The organism is Nocardioides halotolerans DSM 19273 (assembly GCF_000422805.1).
In the GTDB taxonomy this organism is placed as follows: domain Bacteria; phylum Actinomycetota; class Actinomycetes; order Propionibacteriales; family Nocardioidaceae; genus Nocardioides; species Nocardioides halotolerans.
In genome coordinates this window covers 326,563-346,802 of the sequence record NZ_AUGT01000009.1, presented here as the reverse complement: position 1 = coordinate 346,802, position 20,240 = coordinate 326,563, and the positions used below count along the sequence as shown (strand labels likewise).

Here is a 20,240-nt window from a genome sequence, read left to right as displayed (position 1 = left end):
CGGTCAGGCTGCCTTGCGGTGGCCGACCTGGACCACGCCGTCCACGACCTTGACGTCGTACGCCGCGACCGCGACGTGCTCGTCGTCGAGGCACCGGCCGGTGCGCAGGTCGAAGCCGCGCTTGTGCACCGGTGAGGCCACGAACGGCACGTCGCCGTGCACGCCGACGATGCCGCGGGCCAGCGTGGCGTGCCGGTCGAACGGGTCGTGGTTGGCCAGCGCGTAGACGGTCTCCTCGTCGACCCGGAAGATCGCGACCGCCTGGCCGTGCACCAGGGCGGCCGCCCCGCGCTCGACCTCGAGCTCGGTGAGGCGGCAGACGGGCTGCCACTCGGCGTCCGCCCGAGGACTCATGCCCGCAACCTAGGGACGGCGTGTTTCCCCTGGGGTCGCCCGTGCAACGCTCATGTAACAGTTGGCGGGTGAGTGCCGCCGTCGTGATCCTCGCCGGCGGTTCCGGCAGCCGGGTCGGCGCGGAGACCAACAAGGTGCTGCTGCCCCTTGGCGACACGGTGGTGCTCGGCCACTCGGTGCGCGCCGCGCTCGCGGTCGCGGACGTGTCCCACCTCGTGCTCGCCGTGCGCGCCGGCGACGAGGACGCCGTCGGCGACGCCGTCGCGCCGCTGCTCGGCGCCCGCGAGGTGCGGGTGGTGCCGGGAGGCGCCACCCGCCACGGCTCGGAGTGGGCGGCCTTGCAGGCGCTCGCCGAGGAGATCGGCTCCGGCGCCGTCGACGTGGTCGCGGTCCACGACGGGGCCCGCCCGCTCGCCGGGCCGGAGCTGTTCGAGGCGACGATCGCCGCGGCCCGGGAGCACGGCGGCGCGCTCCCGGTCGTCGGGCTGCCCGGGCTGCTCGGCCGCGACCTGCGGACGGCGCCCGCAGGGCTGGTCGGCGTGCAGACGCCGCAGGCCTTCCGCGCCGTTCCGCTGCTGGAGGCGCACGGCCGCGCCGCCGCCGACGGCTACGAGAGCACCGACACCGCCGCCTGCGTCGAGCGGTACGCCGACCTGCCGGTCGTCGCGGTGCGCGGCGGCGCCACCAACCTCAAGGTCACCTTCCCCGAGGACCTCGAGGTCGCCGACCGGTTGCTCAACCGGGAGCGGTGAGCGCCTCGAGCACCCGCAGGTCGGACTCGTCGGCGACGCGCCGCGCCTCGGCGGGCGCCTCGAGCGTCTCGACCGGGAACCGCTCGGCCAGGACGGCGACGAGCGCCGCGAGCTCGGTGGTCGGCAGGCCGTCGAGGGCCGCCACGACCGTGGCGGGCAGCACCACCGGCGAGACGACCTGGAGCAGGTCGGCGCGGTCGTGGGTGGCGCCGACCCGGTCGTCGTGGAGCGCCTTGACCGTGTCGGTCACGGGCCGGACGCCGGCCGTCACGACCGAGCGCCCGGCTGCGTGCGCGACGCAGGCCGCGAGGAACGCCGGCGGGGTCAGCGGGCACAGCGGGTCGTGCAGCACGAAGGGCACCCCGGCGTCGACGAGGTACGGCCACTCGGTGCCCAGGTCGACCAGCTGGATCCCGGCCTCGCCCGTCGCCCACGCGGCCGCCGCGACCAGCGGCTCGCCGTGCACCAGCGCGAACGGCAGCGAGCCGCGACCGGTCTCGAGCACCGCCCCCAACGCATCGACCCGTCCGAGCTCGTGCTCGGACGGGTCGATGTGAGGCTGGTGCTGGGTGTCGCTCAGGAGGCGAGCACCTCGTCGAGGATGGCCTCGGCCTTGTCCTCGTTGGTGTGCTCGGCCAGGGCCAGCTCGGAGACGAGGATCTGGCGGGCCTTCGCCAGCATCCGCTTCTCGCCGGCCGACAGCCCGCGGTCACGCTCGCGGCGCCAGAGGTCGCGGACGACCTCGGCCACCTTCATGACGTCGCCGCTGTGCAGCTTCTCGAGGTTGGCCTTGTAGCGGCGCGACCAGTTGGTCGGCTCCTCGACGTGCGCAGCGCGCAGGACGTCGAACACCCGGTCCAGGCCCGCCTTGTCCACCACGTCGCGGACACCCACGAGATCGAGGTTGCAGGCCGGGACACGCACCACGAGATCCTGCTGGGCGACGATCCGGAGTACGAGGTACTCCCGGTCCTCTCCCTTGATGGTCCGCATCTCGATGTCCTCGATGATCGCGGCCCCGTGGTTCGGGTAGACAACCGTTTCGCCGACGGTGAAAGTCATATGTGAAGTTCCCCTTCCTAGGTGACCAGTCTAACACGCCGCTGGTTGTCGCCCGTCGACGTTTCCGCAGGTCAGAGGCCTGATCGCCACTTGACAAAGGCCGGTTCCTCATGCTGCGAGCCGTCGTCGCGCGCCGGCCGCGCTTGGCCTTCTCTCAGGCTCCTCACAGATGAAATCGCAGGTCATCGGCATCGAAGGCCCGCCAGGCGACGTCGCGTGGTCAATACTGCGGGGCATGGCGAGAGAGGGTCGCTGGGGCCGCGGGAGGGCGGCCCGGCGCGAGGCTGTGGACACCGCTGGTGCGGTCCACCCCGGGGACGGGGACGCTCCACCTGCCTCATCCGCACCATCCGCCACCGCGGCTGCGTCGGCCGAGCGCGGCTGGCGGGCGCGCGAGCAGCGAGCCGCCCAGCGCCGGGCGGCCCGGGCGACGGCGACCGCGCCGGAGGACGACACCCTCACCGAGCCCGCGCCCGAGCCCGCGACCGAGCCCGCTCCCGAGCCCACGGCCGCGGAGACCGCCGGCCCCGAGCCGGGCGAGGACGGCGCCGAGCCGAGCCGCTTCCGGCTGCGCGACCTGACGCCGTTCCTGCTCGTCCGTGCCGCGCACCCCCGCCAGGCCCTGGTGACGGCGGTCGGCATGACGGTGGCCGCCGCGCTGGCCGGCCGGCCCAGCCGCGAGCTGCTGCTGATCCTCGCCACCGTGCTGGTGGGCCAGGTCTGCCTGGGCTGGTTCAACGACCTCGTCGACCGCAAGCGCGACGCTCGCCACCGGCGTACGGGCAAGCCCCTTGCCGACGGACGGCTCGACCCGGGCACGGTGTGGTTCTGCCTGGCGCTCGCGATCTTCCTGGTGGTGCCGCTGTCGGTCGCCAACGGCATGTACGCCGGTCCGGCCTACCTCGCCTCTCTGGCGATCGGCCTCCTCGGGCAGTGGGTCTGGCTGCGCAAGGGCCTCCTGTCGTGGCTGCCGTGGGCGGCGGCGTTCGCGCTCTACCCGGCGTTCCTCTCCTACGGGGGCTGGGGCGGCCAGGAGAAGGGGGCGCCGCCGGAGCTGGTCATCACCGGGCTGGCGGCGCTGCTCGGCATCGGCGTGCACCTGCTCACCGCGCTGTGGGGGCTGGTCCCCGACAACGAGGACCGCTGGACCTACCTGCCGCTCAGGCTCGGGCTGAGGATCGGCGCCTCCAAGCTGCTCTGGGTCGCCGGCACCTACACCGTCCTGGTGCTGGTCGCGCTGGCCTTCGCCGGCACGCACGTGGGGTTGGGACAGGAGCCGCTCCAGCCCTGATCCAGCCCGGGGGACCACGTCCATTAGGGTTGCGTCCATGCAGACCCGACGCTCGTTCCGGCTGGTCGCCGGGGCCCTCGTCCTCGCTCTGCCGCTGCTCGGCTCGTGCGGCTTCGGCAAGGCGACCGACCGGGTCTACACCCAGGCCGCGGGCACCAACAACCGGGACGCCGACGTCCACGTCCTCTCCGCCGTGATCGTGGCCGCCCAGCCCGACTCCGGCACGTTCGTGGCCTCGCTCAGCAACGCCTCCCCCAAGGACGACAACCAGCTCACCGGTGTCTCCGGGGCCGGTGAGTGGAGCGACCTGACCGTCGACCCGTCGGACCTCTCGATCGACATCCCGGCGCGCGGGTTCGTCAACCTCGTCGACCAGGACCCGATCACCGTGACCGGTGACTTCGACGCGGGTCAGGTCGCCGAGCTGACCCTGACCTTCGAGAGCGGCGACGAGGTCACGTTCGACGTGCCGATCGTGTTCGCCTGCAACTCATACGAGGGCCGCGACCTCTCCCAGCAGGAGCCGTCCGAGTCGGCGAGCCCGAGCGACGAGCCGTCGCCGGGCGACGTACCCACCGACGGCGCGACCGTGAGCCCCAGCGAGAGCGCCAGCGAGAGCTCGTCCGCGCCGGCGGCGCCGCAGGAGCCGTACAGCTGCAGCACCGAGGGCTGACCTCGTGCCGCACACCCTGGTCCTCCTGCGCCACGGCGAGAGCATCTGGAACGCCGAGAACCTCTTCACCGGCTGGGTCGACGTACCCCTCAGCGAGAAGGGCCGCGGCGAGGCCGAGCGCGGTGGCCAGCAGCTGAAGGACGCCGGCCTCGCACCCGACGTCGTGCACACCTCGCTGCTGCGGCGCGCGATCACCACCGCGGCGCTCTCGCTCGACGTCGCCGACCGGCACTGGATCCCGGTCAAGCGGTCGTGGCGGCTCAACGAGCGGCACTACGGCGCGCTGCAGGGCAAGAACAAGAAGCAGACGCTCGAGGAGTACGGCGAGGAGCAGTTCATGCTCTGGCGCCGCTCGTACGACGTCCCCCCACCAACGATCGACGACGCGTCCGAGTGGTCGCAGGCCGGACTGCCTCAATACGCCGACCTCGGCGACGAGCTCCCCCGCAGCGAGTGCCTCAAGGACGTCATCGAGCGGTTCCTGCCCTACTGGGAGTCCGACATCACCGCCGACCTCCGCGCCGGCCGCACCGTCCTGGTCGCCGCCCACGGCAACAGCCTCCGCGCCCTGGTCAAGCACCTCGACGGCATCAGCGACGACGACATCGCCGGCCTCAACATCCCCACCGGCATGCCGCTGGTCTACGAGCTCGACGACGACATGGCGCCCACGGTCCCCGGCGGCCGCTACCTCGACCCCGACGCCGCCGCCGAGGCCGCCGCGGCCGTCGCCAACCAGGGCCGCTGACCGTCCCGTCTCCTTGCTGTCGGGGTTGCTGGCTGACCGCCGTCCGGGCGCGCGGGCGGCCCAGCGGTCAGCAGGCAACCCACGACACCCCCGAGACCGCCACCGAGGTTGCTGGCTGACCGCCGCCCCGGCGCACGGGCGGCCCAGCGGTCAGCAGGCAACCCACGACACCCCCGACACCGCCACCGAGGTTGCTGGCTGACCGCCGCCCGGGCGCACCCCCGACCCAGCGGTCAGCAGGCAACCAACGCCACCCCCGACACCGCCACCGAAGTTGCTGGCTGACCGCTGCCCCGGCCCACCCCCGACCCAGCGGTCAGCAGGCAACCCGGACGCTCAGGCGCGCACCCCCGCCGGGAACTCACCGGTGACGATGTACACCACCCGGCCGGCGACCGAGACCGCGTGGTCGGCGATGCGCTCGTAGTAGCGGCCGAGGAGGACGACGTCGACGGCGGCCTCGACACCGTGGGTCCAGCCGTCCGACAGGAGCTCGGTGAAGCTCTGGCGCCGCAGCCGGTCCATCTCGTCGTCGTCGCGGCGCACCTCGAGGGCGGCGGCCACGTCGCGGGTGGTGATCACCCGGTGCACGGCCCCGACCATGTCCTCGGCGACCTGCGCCATCCGGCTGACCGTCGGTCGGATCTCCTCCGGCACCGCGACGTGGGGCACCCGCAGCCGCGCGATCTTCGCGACGTGCACGGACAGGTCGCCCATCCGCTCGAGCTCGGTGACCATCCGGAGCGCGGCGACCACCACGCGCAGGTCGCCGGCGACCGGCGCCTGCAGCGAGAGCAGGGAGAACGCCGTGTCCTCCACCCGGATGTGGGCGAGGTCGATCGCGTCGTCCGCGCTGATGACGCGTTCGGCGATCTCGGCGTCGCCGGAGAGCAGGGCGTCGGTCGCCCCGCGGACCGCGCCCTCGACCTGGGAGCAGATCGCGGCGAGGTCGACGAAGATCGACTCGAGCTGGTCGTGGAAGAGCTCACGCATGGCGGCACCGTAGGGAGCCGAGGTGACCGGCCGGGGACTCGACGTGAACGGCACGTGAACGTTGGGTGCACCCTCGCCGCGGAGGCGAACGACGCGTGGACGCCGCCCTACCATCGTGGTGTGGACCCGACGACGCAGGCGTTCCTGGCCGCCGTCCTCGGGGCCGTCGTCGCCGGTGGCGCGGTGCTCGCGTGGCACATCAGCGACCGCCAGCAGTCCGCCCGGCCCCCGGTCGAAGTTCCCGTCGTCCCGCCCGAGGTCGCAACCGTGCTCTCGGTCCTGCGCAGCAGCGCGGTGATCGTCGATGAGACCGACACGGTCGTGAAGGCCTCCGCGCCGGCCTACGCCCTCGGCCTCGTGCGCGGCCACCAGCTCGTCTCAGAGGAGCTCGACCGGCTGGTCCGCGACGTACGCCGCGACGGCCAGATCCGCGAGACCGAGCTGGTCATGGAGCGGCCGGCCGCGCCGGCGCGCCACGTCACCGCGCGGGTGGCGCCGCTCGGGTCGCACCTCGTGCTCGCGCTGGTCGAGGACCGCACCCGCGAGCGCCGCGTCGAGGCGGTACGTCGAGACTTCGTGGCCAACGTCAGCCACGAGCTCAAGACGCCCGTGGGGGCGATCAGGCTGCTGGCCGAGGCAGTCTCGGACGCCAGCGACGACCCCGAGGCGGTCACGCGGTTCGCGGGACGGATGCTCACCGAGAGCGACCGGCTCACCCACCTGGTCCAGCAGATCATCGAGCTGTCCAGGCTCCAGGCCGACGACCCGCTGGACACGCCGGCCGCCGTCCGCATCGACGACGTCATCGCCGTCGCCGTCGACACCAGCGCGATCGACGCGGACGCCAGGCGCATCGAGATCGTCACCGGCGGCACCCCGGGGCTCGAGGTCCTCGGCAACGAGGAGCAGGTCACCGCCGCCGTCGCCAACCTGGTCGCCAACGCCGTGTCCTACTCGGCGCCGGACTCGACGGTGCTGGTCACGACCAAGGCCGACCAGGCTTCGGTCGAGATCTCGGTCGTCGACCAGGGCATCGGCATCCCTCCCGACGAGATCGACCGGATCTTCGAGAGGTTCTACCGGGTCGACCCGGCCCGGCACCGCTCCACGGGAGGCACCGGCCTCGGCCTCTCGATCGTCAAGCACGTCGCCGCCACGCACGGCGGCGACGTCACGGTGTGGTCGGTCGAGGGCCAGGGCTCGACGTTCACGCTGACCCTGCCCCGGCACCTGCCCCGCACCGCCGCGTCGCTGGACGACCCGGAGACCAGCGAGGAAGAGGTGCTGACGTGACCCGCGTGCTCGTCGTGGAGGACGAGGAGAGCTACAGCGAGGCGCTTGCCTACCTGCTCCGCAAGGAGGGCTTCGAGGTCGCGGTCGCGGCCGACGGCCCCGCGGCGCTCACCGAGTTCGACCGCAACGGCGCCGACATCGTCCTCCTCGACCTCATGCTGCCCGGGCTGCCCGGCATCGAGGTGTGCCGCACCATCCGGCAGACCTCGAGCGTCCCGGTGATCATGGTCAGCGCCAAGGACGACGAGGTCGACAAGGTGGTCGGGCTCGAGCTGGGCGCCGACGACTACGTCACCAAGCCCTACTCGCCACGCGAGCTGGTCGCCCGGATCCGGGCGGTGCTCCGGCGCGGCACGGAGCCCGACCCCGCGCCCGCCGTCCTCGAGGCAGGCCCGGTCCGCATGGACGTCGAGCGCCACGTCGTCACCGTCGACGGCGAGGAGCGGCGGCTGCCGCTGAGGGAGTTCGAGCTGCTCGAGATGTTCCTCCGCAACCCGCGCCGGGTGCTGACCCGAGGTCAGCTCATCGACCGGGTCTGGGGCTCGGACTACGTGGGCGACACCAAGACCCTCGACGTCCACGTGAAGCGGCTGCGCGCCAAGCTCGAGCCGGACCCCGGTGAGCCGCGGTACCTCGTCACCGTGCGCGGGCTGGGCTACAAGCTCGACCTGTAGCCGCTCACTCCGGGTCGGGCAGCGTGAGGATCCGGTCGAGCCTGCGGGTGCGCGCGACCAGCTCGTCGACCAGCGCCTCCGGGTCGCCGAGGTCGTGGCCGTGCTCCGGCATCACCAGCACCATGCCGCCGATCGCCGCCCCCGCGAACATCCGGATGTCGTCGTCGACCTCCCTGCCGAGCCGGCGCCCGATCGCCTCGGCGAGCAGTCCCATCGGCCGCACCATCTCGGCGACCATGCCGCGCCGCAGCTCGGGCACGTCGCGGATGAGCCGGTTGCGCAGGTGCTCGAGCTCGAAGTCCTCCTTCGGGAGCTCGGCGATGCCGGTGCGCACGGCGTGGGTCAGCGCTTCGACCAGCGACAGCTCGGCCGGGGCCTCGACGAACCGCTCGACGGTCGCCGCGTCCATGAAGTCGGTGAGCACCACGTCTTCCTTGGTCGGGAAGTAGCGGAAGAACGTGCTCGGCGAGACCTCGGCGGCCGCGGCGATCGCCTCGACCGACGTGGCGGCGTACCCGTCGCGCTGGAAGAGCCTCAGCGCCTCGCGCTGGATCGTCGCGCGGGTGCGCGCCTTCTTGCGCTCACGCAGCCCGGGCGAGGTCGTCACGCCCCGATTCTGCCCCCTGCCGGTGCCGCGGCAGGCGCACCGCCGCGATCGCGGTGGCGACCACCGCCGTCGCCGCCGAGATCCACAGCGCGAGGTCCATGCCGGCGACGAAGTGCCCGGCGCTGTCGCCGGCGCCGGAGTAGTGGGCGTTGAGCGCGGCGCCCAGCACCGCGATCCCGAGCACGCTGCCGACCTGGCGCAGCGTCTGCACCATGGCCGACCCGGCGCCGGCCCGCGCCCGCGGGAGGCTCATCAGCGCGGCGGTCTGGGCCGCGAAGAGCGCCGTGCCGAACCCGAGCCCCACGACCGCGGTCCACAGCGCCGCCCGGGCGAAGCCGTCGCCGACGTCGGTCGTCGCACCGACCACCATGCCCGCGGCCACGAGCGCCGAGCCGGTCGCGGCCGCGACGCCGGACGGCACCCGACCGGTCAGCCGGTTGGAGACCTGCATCGCCACGAGCATGCCGAGGACCATCGGCAGCGTGCGCAGGCCGGTGCCGAGCGCGTCGGCGCCGAGGACCAGGCGGAAGTACTGCGGCATCGTGAACATCACGCCGAACAGCGACATGCTCGCGACCGCCGCGGTGATCGAGCCCCAGCGGAACTCCGGGTGCGCCCACACGCCGAAGTCGAAGACCGGCACGGCGCCGGTCAGTCGCCGCTCCCACACCAGGAACGCCGTCAGCACCACCAGCCCACCGAGAAGGCTGAGGAGGGTGAGCGGATCGGTCCAGCCGCGGTCGGGCGCCTCGATGACTCCGTAGGTCACGCCCACCAGACCCGTCGCCGCCAGCACCACGCCGGGTCCGTCGAAGCCCCGGCTCGCCTGCTCCACCCCTCCCGCCGGCAGGAACGTCGCCACGGCGACGAGCGCGGCCGCGATGACCGGGACGTTGATGACGAAGACCGACCCCCACCAGAAGGACTGGAGTAGCGCCCCGCCGACGATCGGGCCCAGCGGCAGGCCGACCACCGTCGACAGGCTCAGCACGAGCACCGCCTTCGGCCTCTCCTCGGGCTCGAAGAGGACGACCACGGCCGACATCGCCAGCGGGATGAGCGCGGCCGCGCCGAGCCCGAGCAGCGCCCGGGCCGCGATGAGCGAGCCCGGGCTGCCGGCGTACGCGCACCAGAGCGAGCCGACGCCGAAGACCGCGAGGGCGCCCAGCGTGAGTCCCTTGCGGCCGAGCCGGTCGCCGAGCATCCCGGCGGGCAGCATCACGGCCGCGAGCACCAGCAGGTAGGCGTCGGCGAACCACTGCAGCTGCGAGGTCGAGGCCCGGAGGTCGGCCGCGATGTCGGGCAGCGCCACGTTGAGGACGGTCATGTCGAGACCGACCACGAGGAGGGAGAGCGCGGTGGCGCCCAACGCCCACCACCGCGCCGACGAGGACCGGTCCATGACATCGACTCCAATCTGATGGTTACTGTGTTTTGACAGTAACTGTCAGACAAGGCCGCCGTCCAGCCCGCCGCAGTCGCGTGGCGGGAAGTGGTGCTCAGAGGACCGATATCCGCGTGTCAGATGTCGGTGCCTCTTCCTAGGCTGAGCGCCGTGACCACCACGTCCTCCGCCGAGCAGTCCGACGCGTCCGCGCCTGCTGGTGCCTCGACCGCTCCCTCCTGGCTGCCCCTCGCAGCGGTCGGGGTCACGCTGCTGCTCTGGGCCTCGGCCTTCGTGGCGATCCGTCACCTCGCCGGCAGCTTCTCGGCCGGCTCGCTGTCGCTCGGCAGGCTGCTGGTCGGATCGGTCTGCCTCGGCGCCGTGGCCCTCAGTCGCGGCCTGCCGCGTCCGACCCGCGGCCAGTGGGTCTCCATCGTGACCATCGGCGTGCTCTGGTTCGGCATCTACAACGTCGCCCTCAACGCCGGTGAGCAGGACGTCGACGCCGGCACGGCCGTGATGCTGATCCAGGTGTCGCCCGTGCTCGTGGCCCTGTTGGCCGCCCTGTTCCTCCACGAGCGGTTCACCGCCTACCTCGCGATCGGGCTCGCGTTGGCGTTCGGCGGTGTCGCTCTCATCGCCACGGCCTCAGGAGACTCGGGCGAGGACCGCAGCGTGCTCGGCGTGGTGCTGTGCCTGCTCGCCGCTGTCGTCTACTCGGTGAGCCTCGTGCTGCAGAAGCCGCTCGTGGCCCGGCTGCCCGCGATCCACGTGACCTGGCTGGCCTGCACCGTCGGGGCCGTGGTGTGCCTGCCGTTCGTGGGCCGACTCGTCGACGACACGCGCGACGCGTCGGCCTCCGACGTGTGGTGGGTCGTCTACCTCGGCGTGTTCCCGACGGCGATCGCGTTCACGACGTTCGCCTATGCCCTGCGCACGATGTCGGCCAGCAGCCTCGGGGTGACGACCTACCTCGTCCCGCCGATCACGATCGTGATGGGCTGGCTCCTGCTCGACGAGACGCCGCCCCGGATGGCCTACGTCGGCGGGGTGCTGGCCCTGGTCGGCGTGGCCGTCGCGCGCCGCAAGCCCCGCACCGTCGCGGTCGAGCCCGGGCCTCCTCGCTGAACCCCACGACCCGAAGCGGATGCGCCAGGTGCGCGGGTCAAATGGCCCGCAGTGACCATTGACGCCGGGTTGGCCGGGGGAGGACGTTCGGGGATCAACCACCCGCAACTGGAGGAGAGACCCTCATGGGCCTCAGGAAGTCCGCCGCGCTCCTCGCCAGCGCGGCTCTCGCACTCGGCGTCACGGCCCTTGCCGTGCCGGCCGCCGACGCGGCGGTGTTCAACCTCAGCAACAACACCGTGCTCACGATCAGCCCGACGACCGGCGCCGTCACGCCGACCAACATCACGAACATCACGCAGTTCGGGATGAGCACGACCATCACCGATGTCAACGTCACGATCCAGGGGATGGCGCACACCTTCCCCGACGACCTCGACATCGAGCTGATCGGTCCCGACGGCACCGCCATCGCGCTGATCTCCGACGCCTGCGGCGGCACCGACACCACCGGCAACTTCACCTTCGACGACGCCTCGGCCACCGCCCTGCCCGACGCCGGTCCTTGCCCGGCGGGCACGTGGAAGCCGACCGACGCCCCCGGCGCCGACACGTGGCACACGACTCCGACCATCACCACGCTGGCCGGCTTCAACGGCAAGAGCCCCAATGGCACCTGGCGCCTCTACGTCTCCGACGAGTTCCCCGGGGCGGACGGCGGCTCGATCAGCGGCTGGTCGCTCCAGATCACGACGGCCGCGTCCGCGCCGATCACCGTGCCGGCGCTGGGCAGCTCCGGCAGCGGGCCTGCGTCGCCGTACCCCGTGCCGATCGCCGTCACCGGCCTCAGCGGCAACGTCACCGACGTCAACCTCAAGCTCAACGGCGTCTCGCACACCTGGCCGGACGACCTGGACATGGTCCTCGTCAGTCCGACGGGTGTCTCCGCGGTGGTGATGTCGGACGTCTGCGGGTCGATCGACCTGCTCAACGCCAACTTCACGATCGACGACGAGGCGGCAGCGGCGATGCCGGTCTCGGGCCCGTGCCCGAGCGGCGCGTTCAAGCCGTCCAACAACGGAGGTGCCGACCCCTTCCCGGCCCCGGCTCCGGCAGCGCCGTACGGCGCCACGTTGTCGGTGTTCGACGGCAGTGCGCCCAACGGCACGTGGAACCTGTTCGTCAACGACGACACGGGCACCGACGGTGGCTGGATCGGAGCCCTCCCGACCCTGGAGATCAAGACCTCGGACGTGATCCCACCCGAGACCACCTTCACGAAGAAACCCAAGACGGGGTTCAAGAGGTCTGCGCTCATCAAGTTCACGGCGAGCGAGGCCGGGTCGCACTTCGAGTGCAAGGTCGACACCGCGAAGAAGTTCAAGCCCTGCACCTCGCCGCTGAAGCTCAAGAAGCTGAAGTACGGCAAGCACAAGATCCAGATCAGGGCGATCGACGCAGCGGGCAACGTCGACCCGACGCCGCTGCGCGCGAAGTGGAAGGTCATCAAGAAGAAGTAGTCGTCGACTGCTCCTTCCAGGTGTGGGGCGGTGGCCGGGTCTCCCGGTCACCGCCCCTCCCCCTTCTGCGAGGATGCGGGCCGTGGGCATCGCAGGAGACGTGGTCGTCGGTGTGGTCGCGGCCCTGCACCTCTACTTCCTGGTGCTGGAGATGTTCCTGTGGGACACCCCGACCGGGCACCGGACCTTCGGCCTCGATCCGGCGTTCGCGGCCGAGAGCCGGACGCTCGCGTCCAACCAGGGTCTCTACAACGGCTTCCTGAGCGCCGGCCTGGTCTGGGGCCTCGTCGCCGACCGCGACGACGTGAAGCTCTTCTTCCTCGCCTGCGTGATCGTCGCCGGCGCCTACGGTGCCGTGACCGTGAGCCGCCAGATCCTGGTCGTGCAGGCGCTACCGGCCCTCGTCGGGTTCGCGCTCGTCCTCGCCGCTTCCTGAGCCGTTGCCCGCGCCGTTGTCCGCGCCCGTCTCCAGCCAGCCGCGGAATGCCTCGAGGTTGGCGGTCGACTCACCGCGCAGCGTGCGCCACTCCCACTCCTTGCGGATCGAGGAGGCGAAGCCGAGCTCGAGCAAGGAGTTGAACGACTCGTCGGCCGTGGTCAGCACCGCCCCGAGCAGCCGGTCGAGCTCGTCGTCGTCGTCGAGCACGGCCAGCGGCAGCCGGCCGTCGAGGTAGATGTCGCCGACCCGGTCGATGGCGAACGCCACGCCGAAGAGCTTGAGGTTGCGCTGGAGCAGCCACGCGTAGACGCGCTCGTGGTTCTCGTCGGGTCGGCGGCAGACGAAGGCGTGCACCCCCAGGGCGTGGGTCCCGACGTCGAGCCGCACGGGCGTCTGGAGCTTGCGCTCGCCGGGCAGGGCGAACGAGAACTGCCCCGGCCGGGGCTCGTCGAAGTCGAGGTCGTTGGCCTTCAGGTAGGCCCGGAGCCTGTCCTCTGCTGCGGTCACAGCGTGGCCAGCACGGAGGACCGCGCCTGCTCGTAGACGCGCAGCGTGGCCTCAGCGGTGGCGTCCCACGAGAACAGCTGCGCCTGCTCGCGGGCGCCGGCCTCGAGCCGGGCGCGCAGCTCGTCGTCGCCGAGCACCCGCTGCAGCGCGTCTGCCCAGTCGCCGGTGCGGTGGCCCTCGACGAGGAGCCCGCTGTGCCCGTCGCGGACCGCTGTGGTCAGGCCGCCCACCGCCGCGGCCAGCACCGGCGTGCCGGTCGCCTCGGCCTCGACGGCGACCAGGCCGAAGGACTCGTTGTACGACGGCACGGCGACCAGGGTGGCCGCGGCGTACCACCGGGCGAGCTCGTCCTGCGACACCGGCGGGACGAACCTCACGACGTCGTCGAGGCCGAGCTGCGAGGCGAGGTCGGCGAGTGCCTGCGGCTTGTCGAGGCCCGACCCCGACGGTCCGCCGACGATCGGCACCACCGTGCGGGCCCGGCGACCCGGCTCGCGCTCGAGCAGCGCGGCCACCGCGCGGAGCAGCACGTCGGGCGCCTTGAGCGGCTGGATCCGGCCGGCGAAGAGCAGGACGTCGGCGTCCGCGGGCAGGCCCAGCGCAGCGCGGGCCTCGCCCTTCGGGGCGGGGCGGAAGACGTCGAGGTCGACGCCGGGCGGGACGACCTCGACGCGGGCCGGGTCGGCGTCGTAGAGCTCGATGAGCTGCTTGGCCTCGAGGTCGGTGCTCGCGATCAGCATGTCGGCGGCCTCGACGACCTGCTCCTCGCCGATCACGCGGGCCACGGGCTCGGGGGTGTCACCCTCGGCGAGCGCGTCGTTCTTGACCTTGGCCATCGTGTGCATCGAGTGGACCAGCGGGACTCCCCACCGGTCGCGGGCCAGCGCGCCGACCTGGCCCGACAGCCAGTAGTGGCTGTGCACGACGTCGTAGTGGCCGACCGGGTGCGCCGCCTCGGTGCGCAGCACCTCTCGGGCGAAGACGCACAGCTGGGCCGGGAGCTCGTGCTTGGTCAGCCCCTCGAAGGGTCCCGCGTGGATGTGGCGGACGGAGACCCCGTCGCAGGCCGCCACCACCTGGTCGAGGGCGGAGCTCGTGGCCCGCGTGAAGATGTCGACCTCGACGCCGCGCCGGGCCAGCCGCTTGGCGAGCTCGATGACGTAGACGTTCATGCCGCCCGCGTCGCCCGTGCCGGGCTGGTCGAGGGGCGAGGTGTGCAGGCTGATCATCGCCAGCCGCTGGAGCCCGTCCACGCGCACCTCCTGCACCAGTCTGTGTGGGGGCGGACCGCCCCACGACCGCAACCTCGTGGAGGCCCCGCTCATTCCCGCAGGTACCCGCGCGGTGCCCGGGCTCCCCCGCCCGGGCTCGCTGGGCGCCCGGCTCCACGCTCAGGCGGCGTGCGAGCCCCGCGGGCGGTGGTGCTCCGCGACCGCGTCGTCGGCGGCCCTGCTGCGGCGTACGAGGATGCCGATGATGCAGTAGACGACCATCAGGCCGCCCAGGATCCCGTCGACGGCCCGGTCGGTGTACTGCTGGTGGAGGAACGACACGACCGCCGCGGCGAGCGCGACGAGGCAGATCGCGACCACCACGCGGAGCGCCACCAGTCCCGACACCAGCCCGCCGCCGATGCCCAGCAGGGCGATCACCAGCAGGGCGAGGCCGCCGTAGTGGAGTCCGTCGATGAGCGAGGTCGGGCCGTCGCCGTCGTCGAGGATCGCCCGGCCCATCCAGCACAGGCCACCCAGGATGCCGGCGAGGCGCGAGAGGGAGGTCGGTGACACGACCAGACAGTGTGCCACCACAATGGCGGCCATGAGCGACAGTCCCACCAGCGCGAGGACACCGGACCGGACCGCGGTCGTCACCGGTGCCAGCAGCGGCATCGGCGCGGCGACCGCGAGGATGCTCGCCGAGGCGGGGTTCCGGGTGTTCTGCGCCGCGCGCCGGGCCGACCGGGTCGAGGCGCTGGCCGAGGAGATCGCGTCCGCGGGCGGAGCGGCGGTGCCGGTCCCGTGCGACGTCACCGACAACGACTCGGTGACGCGGCTGGCGGCGACGGTGGGCGGCTCGCTCAACCTGCTGGTCAACAATGCCGGCGGCGCCTTCGGCTCGGGGCCGGTGGCGGAGGCCGACAGCGAGGACTGGCGGCGGATGTTCGAGGTCAACGTGATCGGGCTGATGCAGGCGACCCGGGCGCTGCTGCCGGCGCTGGTCGCCAGCGGCGACGGGATGATCCTCAACGTCGGCTCGACCGCCGGACGGATCGCCTACGAGGGCGGCGGCGGCTACACCGCCGCCAAGCACGGCACCCAGGTGGTCACCGAGACGCTGCGCCTGGAGCTGTGGGACCAGCCGGTGCGCGTCTGCGAGATCGCGCCGGGGATGGTGAGGACCGACGAGTTCGCGCTGGTGCGGTTCGGCGGCGACCAGGAGAAGGCCGACGCCATCTACCGCGGCGTACCCGACCCGCTGACCGCCGAGGACGTCGCCGACGCGATCACCTGGATGGCGACCCGGCCCGCCCACGTGAACGTCGACGAGCTCGTGATCCGGCCGCGGGCGCAGGCCGCGCAGCACAAGGTGTTCCGCCTGCCGCCGTCCGAGTGACTGCGAGTGACCTTCGAGTGACCTGCGAGTGAGCATGGAAGAGTGAGCGCATGGCCTCCACGACCCACTCGGGGATGAAGACGATCGGCCTCGTCGGCGGCATGAGCTGGGAGAGCAGCGCGGTCTACTACCGCGACCTCAACCTCGGCGTGCGCAAGCGGCTGGGCGGGCTGGCCTCGCCCAGGCTCGTGATGAGCACCGTCGACTTCGCCGAGCTGACCGAGCTCGAGGACGCCGAGCGCTGGGACCAGGTCGGCGCGCTCCTCGCCGAGGCCGGTCGCAGCGTGGAGCGGGGCGGTGCGGACTTCCTGCTGCTGTGCACGACGACGTTCCACAAGGTCGCTGACCAGGTGCAGGCAGCCGTCGACATCCCGCTGCTGCACCTGGCCGACGTCGTCGCCGACGCGTGCGCGCAGGCCGGCGTCGCGCGGGTCGCCTTCATCGGCACCACGGTCGCCATGTCCGACGGGTTCTTCACCGACCGGATGGCCGGCCACGGCTTCGAGGTGCTCGTGCCGCCGGCCTCGGAGCACGACTGGCTGAACTCCGCCATCTACGAGGAGCTCGTGCACGGCCACGTGCTCGACCGGACTCGGCGCCGCGTGGTCGAGCTGATCCACCAGCTCTGGGACGCCGGCGCCGAGGGCGTCCTCCTCGGCTGCACCGAGCTCGAGCTGCTCATCCACCAGGCCGACGTCGACCTCCCGGTCTTCCCCTGCACCACCCTGCACGTCGAGGCGGCCCTCGACCGCGCCCTCTCCTGACCGCCGCGGCGGGGTAGTCCGTGACGAAACGGCCCCCGATCGCGCCGGTCCGGGGCCGTTTCGTCAGGGACTACCCCGCGACGTCGGGCGTGAGCACCAGCTCGGCGACCCGCCGCAAGTCGGTCGTGAGGTGCTGCTCGGGCACCGTGGCGCAGTCGCCGCAGAGGTCGAAGGCGTAGACGTACATGTCCGGCCTGGGGTCGCCGGCCCGCACCTCGCGCAGGTCGATGCGGTCGACCAGCGCGGCCAGCTCCGGGGCGCGGCGGTCGTCGGCGTCGAGGTCGACCTCGCCGTCGGCGGTGAGCCCGGCGAAGCCCCCCGTACGCCGGACGTGCACGCGCCGGCCGACGGTGACCGGCGGAGGCTGGCCCGGCCCCGCGGTGCCGGTCTGGGGCGTCACGCCGACGCTCGCCCACGCCTCCTCCACGGCCGAGGCGTGCTCGCCAGCGGCTGCGACGGTGGCCGCCGCGAAGGTGGCGAAGTCGGCGCGGCTGGGCAACCCACCGGTGAGGGCGGCGTACCAGATCCGGCCGGCGCCCTCGGCCGAGGAGCCGCCGATCGCGGTGGCCGCGAGGTGGAAGGCGCGGTTGGGGATGCCGGAGTTGAGGTGGACTCCCCCGTGGTCGTCGGTGGTGTCGACGTAGTCGTCCATGTGGGCGGGCTGCGGGTCGCGGCCGAGCACCGGGTCGTCGTACGCCGTGCCGGGATGTGCCATGTCGCGCAGCGCGCGGCCGGCCACGCCGGGCAGGAACAGCCCGGCGCCGATCAGCCAGTCGCCGGCCAGTGCGTCCTGCCCGAGCAGCCGCTGCTTGAGGCAGGCCGCGAACGCGTCGGAGACCGACTCGTTGAGCGCGCCGGACTGACCCTCGTAGACCAGCCCGGCCGCGCGCTCGGTGACCGCGTGGGTCAGCTCGTGGCCGAGCACGTCGACCGGCTTGGTGAACCGGCCGAAGATCCGACCGTCGCCGTCGCCGAACACGAGCTGCTCGCCGTTCCAGAACGCGTTGTCGTAGCCGCGCTGGTAGTGCACCGTCGCCACCACGGTCGCACCGGCGTCGTCGAAGGAGTCGCGGCCGTAGACCTCGGCGAACATCGCCAGCGACGCCGCGACCCCGTCCGCCGCCTCGTCGACCGCGGCGTCACCGCTCGGCCCGTCGCCCGCGGTCCGCACGACGATCCCCGGCAGCGCGGACCCGTTGCGTGCGGTGTGCACGACCCAGTCAGCGCCCGTGGCCGCCGCCGGCGCGAGCGCCGTGCGCTGCAGCCGGACGCCGTCGTCGTGCGCGAGCATCTGCTCGACCCAGTCGGTCTCCTCCGGCCGGGTCAGCGCGATCTGGCGGAGGAGGTACGGAGGGACGAAGCAGGCCCGAGTCACGAGGACGACGCTACGTGACCTTCACCCTCCGCGACGTCTGGACGTCCTGCGCGTAGCCCGGACTGGTGTGGGTGACCCGGACGTACACCTTCTTGCCGCGGATCTTGCTCGTCACCTTGAGCTTCTTGCCGGTCGCGCCGCGGATCGGCTTGCCCTTCGCGTACCACTGGTAGGCGACGGTGGTGGCGACGGTGCACGAGCCGGCGGCGGCGGTCACCTTCCTGGCCCTCTTGGCGAGGGTCGGCCGAGAGCAGACCAGGGCGCCGGGGGCGACCGGCCCCGCTGAGAACGAGAAGAGGCCGGTGCCCCAGTCGGGGTGGCTGGCGTACACGTCGAGGATCACCGTCCTGCCCGCCAGGCCGGGGCCGAGCGCGAGCAGCGACCCGTCGGGACCGCTCCCGGTGAGTGGTACGCCGTCGACCGACCACTGGTAGGCGACGCTCGTGGGCGCGGCGTTGGGCGGCAGCGGCGCGAAGCTCACCCCGTGTGCGTCCAGCGTCCGGCCGACCTGGGCGGTGCCCATGGCCCCCGCGGCGTCGACCGGGTCGCCGACGCGGCTGATGATGTGCCGGCTGTCGCCTCCGACGCCCACGTGGACCACCACGGTGATGTCCCCGCCCGGCAGCTGGGCGCTGGCCGCTCGGTCGAAGCACGCCGGCCGCCCGATCGGCACCCGCCCCGGGACCGCGCAGTCGGCCAGCACCTGCCACACGTCGGAGCCCTCGGCGACCCACAGCATCCGGAGCGACGAGAGCGGCAGGTGCGCGACGTCGGAGGCCTGGTAGCGCAGGGTCACGGTCAGCGGCGTGTCTCTGTCCACCGTCGCGGCGTCGGCGCCAGCGAGGACGACATGCCCCGAGAGGCCGGTGAAGGGCATCGACCCGGCCGCGTCCTCGTCGAGCACGACGTTGGTCGCGGCGCCGTCGGACGGCGCGGTCAGCGCGACGCTGCGCGGGTCGCTCGCGGTGAGCGCCGGCGCGCAGCTCGCGCCCGTGTCGGCGGGGATCTCCGCAGCGGCGCAGGCGCCGGTCCCGAAGGTCTGCCCGCTGCCGACCTGGTCGGCCATGCGCGGGGCGCTGGTGTCGCCGTCCGGCAGCCGGAGGTCTCCCGCAACGACGTTGACGACGCCACCGGGCTGCGGCTGGTAGTCGACCCCGACCACGCTGACGGTGCCGGCGCCGGTCTTCTCGAGGGTCCCCGAGTTGCGCAGCGGTGCCAGCGTCTTCCCCGACAGGATCTTGCCGCGATACAGACCGCCGTTGCCGGCGAAGGTGAGCTTGCCGCCGGCCAGGACGTTGACCTGCGAGCCGTCGCTGGCGGCCAGGTAGGGCGTCGTCGCCGGGTCTGCGGTCGGGTTCGCGCGGATCGTGACGGTGCCGCCGATGTCGAGCTGGTAGTTGTAGGCGAGCCCGACGCCCTTCTGCGCGAGGGCGAGCGACCCGCCGGCCTCGACCACCAGCCGGCCCGCATCGGTGAATGCCTGCTCGTCGACCGTGCTCACGATCCGCTTGGTGGTGAGCTGGACCGGGAACCCGGGCTTCGACGTGGCGGTGATGGACCCTGAGCTCTCGATCGTGCCGCGCCCGCCGAGCTGACCACGCAGGTCCACCACCGTGGCCGGACCCAGGGTGGAGTTGCGCGTCTTGCCGTCGACGAACAGTGCCGTGTTGTTGTCCTTCAGCGTGATGGTGAAGGCTCCGCTGACGTAGATCTCCTGGAGCCAGACGTAAGCGTGGCCGAAGGTCTCGTCGGTGATGACCACCGAGTCGTTGGCGTCGATGCACACGATCGTGACGGCGGTGTCGATGCCGTTGGTGGGGTCGTAGGGGTGCGGCGGCGAGGTCGGCGTGTAGTCGTTGGGCACCTCGTGCACCCCGGTCGTCCCGGCAACCCAGTTGGCGGCAGTGCTCCAGTTGTGGTCGGCCCCTCCGCCGACCCAGGTGTAGACGTTCGCCGGGCGGCCGGGGTCGGTGCACAGCGAGGGGAGATCGTCGGCCTGCGCCTCTGCGGCGGATCCTGCGGCAGCGCCCGCCGCGCCGAGGGCCGACAGGGCGAGCGCGAAGGCCGCCAGCGCGCCGGCGTAGGTGACACGCAGTGACATCTGCCCCCCTCCCGTGGTTCTC

Annotated in this window: 22 protein-coding genes; 11 read left to right on the top strand and 11 right to left on the bottom strand. The window is 72.6% G+C overall.

Annotation, left to right across the window (positions count from 1 at the left end; translation table 11 throughout):
* Positions 1-3: 3 nt before the first annotated feature.
* On the bottom strand, positions 4-354 hold the full coding sequence (gene nirD / locus G514_RS0101555; RefSeq protein WP_028650323.1) for a nitrite reductase small subunit NirD: 351 nt from the start codon (positions 352-354) through the stop codon (positions 4-6).
* A gap of 68 nt (positions 355-422) precedes the next feature.
* Here nirD and G514_RS0101550 point away from each other — a divergent pair, with 68 nt between their 5' ends.
* Positions 423-1,106: an IspD/TarI family cytidylyltransferase gene (locus G514_RS0101550; RefSeq protein WP_028650322.1), complete on the top strand. Its 684-nt coding sequence runs from the start codon at positions 423-425 to the stop codon at positions 1,104-1,106.
* On the opposite strand, the gene G514_RS0101545 is transcribed toward G514_RS0101550, so the two are convergent.
* A complete protein-coding gene (locus tag G514_RS0101545) occupies positions 1,090-1,611 on the bottom strand; it encodes a glycosyltransferase family protein (protein WP_028650321.1) in 522 nt (173 codons plus the stop codon). The genes G514_RS0101550 and G514_RS0101545 overlap by 17 nt on opposite strands.
* Positions 1,612-1,682: 71 nt before the next feature.
* Complete coding sequence (locus tag G514_RS0101540; protein ID WP_028650320.1) at positions 1,683-2,168, bottom strand: CarD family transcriptional regulator; 486 nt, start codon at positions 2,166-2,168, stop codon at positions 1,683-1,685.
* Positions 2,169-2,403: 235 nt separating this feature from the next.
* Between G514_RS0101540 and G514_RS24290 the strand changes: the two genes are divergently transcribed.
* Genes G514_RS24290 through G514_RS0101525 form a run of 3 tightly spaced genes read left to right on the top strand, consistent with a single transcriptional unit; the run spans position 2,404 to position 4,880 of the window.
* The gene (locus G514_RS24290) at positions 2,404-3,459 is read left to right on the top strand and encodes a UbiA family prenyltransferase (protein ID WP_084151697.1); all 1,056 of its coding nucleotides are present in this window, start codon (positions 2,404-2,406) and stop codon (positions 3,457-3,459) included.
* A gap of 37 nt (positions 3,460-3,496) precedes the next feature.
* Positions 3,497-4,132: a copper chaperone PCu(A)C gene (locus G514_RS0101530; RefSeq protein ID WP_028650319.1), complete on the top strand. Its 636-nt coding sequence runs from the start codon at positions 3,497-3,499 to the stop codon at positions 4,130-4,132.
* Positions 4,133-4,136: 4 nt separating this feature from the next.
* The gene (locus tag G514_RS0101525; RefSeq protein ID WP_028650318.1) at positions 4,137-4,880 is read left to right on the top strand and encodes a phosphoglyceromutase; all 744 of its coding nucleotides are present in this window, start codon (positions 4,137-4,139) and stop codon (positions 4,878-4,880) included.
* A gap of 336 nt (positions 4,881-5,216) precedes the next feature.
* Here the strand turns inward: G514_RS0101525 and phoU are convergent, their stop codons facing one another.
* Complete coding sequence (gene phoU, locus G514_RS0101520; RefSeq protein WP_028650317.1) at positions 5,217-5,873, bottom strand: phosphate signaling complex protein PhoU; 657 nt, start codon at positions 5,871-5,873, stop codon at positions 5,217-5,219.
* Positions 5,874-5,993: 120 nt separating this feature from the next.
* Between phoU and G514_RS0101515 the strand changes: the two genes are divergently transcribed.
* Together G514_RS0101515 and G514_RS0101510 are read left to right on the top strand one after the other, a co-directional pair.
* Complete coding sequence (locus G514_RS0101515) at positions 5,994-7,166, top strand: sensor histidine kinase (RefSeq protein ID WP_028650316.1); 1,173 nt, start codon at positions 5,994-5,996, stop codon at positions 7,164-7,166.
* Positions 7,163-7,840: a response regulator transcription factor gene (locus tag G514_RS0101510; protein WP_028650315.1), complete on the top strand. Its 678-nt coding sequence runs from the start codon at positions 7,163-7,165 to the stop codon at positions 7,838-7,840. The genes G514_RS0101515 and G514_RS0101510 overlap by 4 nt, the downstream gene beginning before the upstream one ends.
* Positions 7,841-7,844: 4 nt before the next feature.
* Here G514_RS0101510 and G514_RS24285 read toward each other — a convergent pair whose 3' ends face one another.
* Together G514_RS24285 and G514_RS24280 are read right to left on the bottom strand one after the other, a co-directional pair.
* Positions 7,845-8,447, bottom strand: a complete 603-nt coding sequence (locus G514_RS24285; protein WP_036563185.1) for a TetR family transcriptional regulator — start codon at positions 8,445-8,447, stop codon at positions 7,845-7,847.
* The gene (locus tag G514_RS24280; protein WP_036563184.1) at positions 8,422-9,849 is read right to left on the bottom strand and encodes an MFS transporter; all 1,428 of its coding nucleotides are present in this window, start codon (positions 9,847-9,849) and stop codon (positions 8,422-8,424) included. Before G514_RS24280 ends, G514_RS24285 begins: the two co-directional genes overlap by 26 nt.
* A 153-nt stretch (positions 9,850-10,002) precedes the next feature.
* Here G514_RS24280 and G514_RS0101495 point away from each other — a divergent pair, with 153 nt between their 5' ends.
* From G514_RS0101495 to G514_RS0101485, 3 genes are all read left to right on the top strand, one after another.
* Positions 10,003-10,959: a DMT family transporter gene (locus G514_RS0101495; protein ID WP_245582063.1), complete on the top strand. Its 957-nt coding sequence runs from the start codon at positions 10,003-10,005 to the stop codon at positions 10,957-10,959.
* Between the two features lie 125 nt (positions 10,960-11,084).
* Positions 11,085-12,419, top strand: coding sequence for a proprotein convertase P-domain-containing protein (locus G514_RS0101490; protein ID WP_028650313.1), 1,335 nt, complete (start codon positions 11,085-11,087; stop codon positions 12,417-12,419).
* Between the two features lie 82 nt (positions 12,420-12,501).
* Entirely contained in the window at positions 12,502-12,855 is a 354-nt protein-coding gene (locus G514_RS0101485; RefSeq protein ID WP_028650312.1) for a DUF1304 domain-containing protein, read from the top strand.
* Here the strand turns inward: G514_RS0101485 and G514_RS24275 are convergent.
* From G514_RS24275 to G514_RS28860, 3 genes are all read right to left on the bottom strand, one after another.
* Entirely contained in the window at positions 12,811-13,365 is a 555-nt protein-coding gene (locus tag G514_RS24275) for a type III secretion system chaperone family protein (RefSeq protein ID WP_036563182.1), read from the bottom strand. The genes G514_RS0101485 and G514_RS24275 overlap by 45 nt on opposite strands.
* A complete protein-coding gene (gene mshA, locus G514_RS0101475) occupies positions 13,362-14,618 on the bottom strand; it encodes a D-inositol-3-phosphate glycosyltransferase (RefSeq protein WP_425411423.1) in 1,257 nt (418 codons plus the stop codon). The genes G514_RS24275 and mshA overlap by 4 nt, the downstream gene beginning before the upstream one ends.
* Positions 14,619-14,756: 138 nt before the next feature.
* Positions 14,757-15,152: a hypothetical protein gene (locus G514_RS28860; RefSeq protein ID WP_028650310.1), complete on the bottom strand. Its 396-nt coding sequence runs from the start codon at positions 15,150-15,152 to the stop codon at positions 14,757-14,759.
* A 31-nt stretch (positions 15,153-15,183) separates the two neighbouring features.
* On the opposite strand from G514_RS28860, the gene G514_RS24260 reads away from it, so the two are divergent.
* Both G514_RS24260 and G514_RS0101460 read left to right on the top strand, forming a co-directional pair.
* Positions 15,184-15,978, top strand: a complete 795-nt coding sequence (locus tag G514_RS24260; RefSeq protein WP_051246578.1) for an SDR family oxidoreductase — start codon at positions 15,184-15,186, stop codon at positions 15,976-15,978.
* Positions 15,979-16,028: 50 nt separating this feature from the next.
* The gene (locus G514_RS0101460; protein ID WP_245582062.1) at positions 16,029-16,742 is read left to right on the top strand and encodes an aspartate/glutamate racemase family protein; all 714 of its coding nucleotides are present in this window, start codon (positions 16,029-16,031) and stop codon (positions 16,740-16,742) included.
* Between the two features lie 70 nt (positions 16,743-16,812).
* Here G514_RS0101460 and G514_RS24255 read toward each other — a convergent pair whose 3' ends face one another.
* The gene (locus tag G514_RS24255; RefSeq protein ID WP_036563177.1) at positions 16,813-18,117 is read right to left on the bottom strand and encodes a protealysin inhibitor emfourin; all 1,305 of its coding nucleotides are present in this window, start codon (positions 18,115-18,117) and stop codon (positions 16,813-16,815) included.
* A gap of 10 nt (positions 18,118-18,127) precedes the next feature.
* Positions 18,128-20,218 (bottom strand): hypothetical protein, encoded by a 2,091-nt coding sequence (locus tag G514_RS0101450; protein WP_028650308.1) that lies wholly within the window; start codon positions 20,216-20,218, stop codon positions 18,128-18,130.
* Positions 20,219-20,240: the final 22 nt, after the last annotated feature.

Bases quoted from the DNA above. Each gene is read 5' to 3' on its own strand.
- nirD (WP_028650323.1), bottom strand. From the start codon at position 354: ATGAGTCCTCGGGCGGACGCCGAGTGGCAGCCCGTCTGCCGCCTCACC.
- phoU (WP_028650317.1), bottom strand. From the start codon at position 5,873: ATGCGTGAGCTCTTCCACGACCAGCTCGAGTCGATCTTCGTCGACCTC.
- G514_RS0101460 (WP_245582062.1), top strand. From the start codon at position 16,029: ATGGCCTCCACGACCCACTCGGGGATGAAGACGATCGGCCTCGTCGGC.
- G514_RS0101530 (WP_028650319.1), top strand. From the start codon at position 3,497: ATGCAGACCCGACGCTCGTTCCGGCTGGTCGCCGGGGCCCTCGTCCTC.
- G514_RS24290 (WP_084151697.1), top strand. From the start codon at position 2,404: ATGGCGAGAGAGGGTCGCTGGGGCCGCGGGAGGGCGGCCCGGCGCGAG.
- G514_RS0101490 (WP_028650313.1), top strand. From the start codon at position 11,085: ATGGGCCTCAGGAAGTCCGCCGCGCTCCTCGCCAGCGCGGCTCTCGCA.
- G514_RS0101450 (WP_028650308.1), bottom strand. From the start codon at position 20,218: ATGTCACTGCGTGTCACCTACGCCGGCGCGCTGGCGGCCTTCGCGCTC.
- G514_RS24280 (WP_036563184.1), bottom strand. From the start codon at position 9,849: ATGGACCGGTCCTCGTCGGCGCGGTGGTGGGCGTTGGGCGCCACCGCG.
- G514_RS0101540 (WP_028650320.1), bottom strand. From the start codon at position 2,168: ATGACTTTCACCGTCGGCGAAACGGTTGTCTACCCGAACCACGGGGCC.
- G514_RS24260 (WP_051246578.1), top strand. From the start codon at position 15,184: ATGAGCGACAGTCCCACCAGCGCGAGGACACCGGACCGGACCGCGGTC.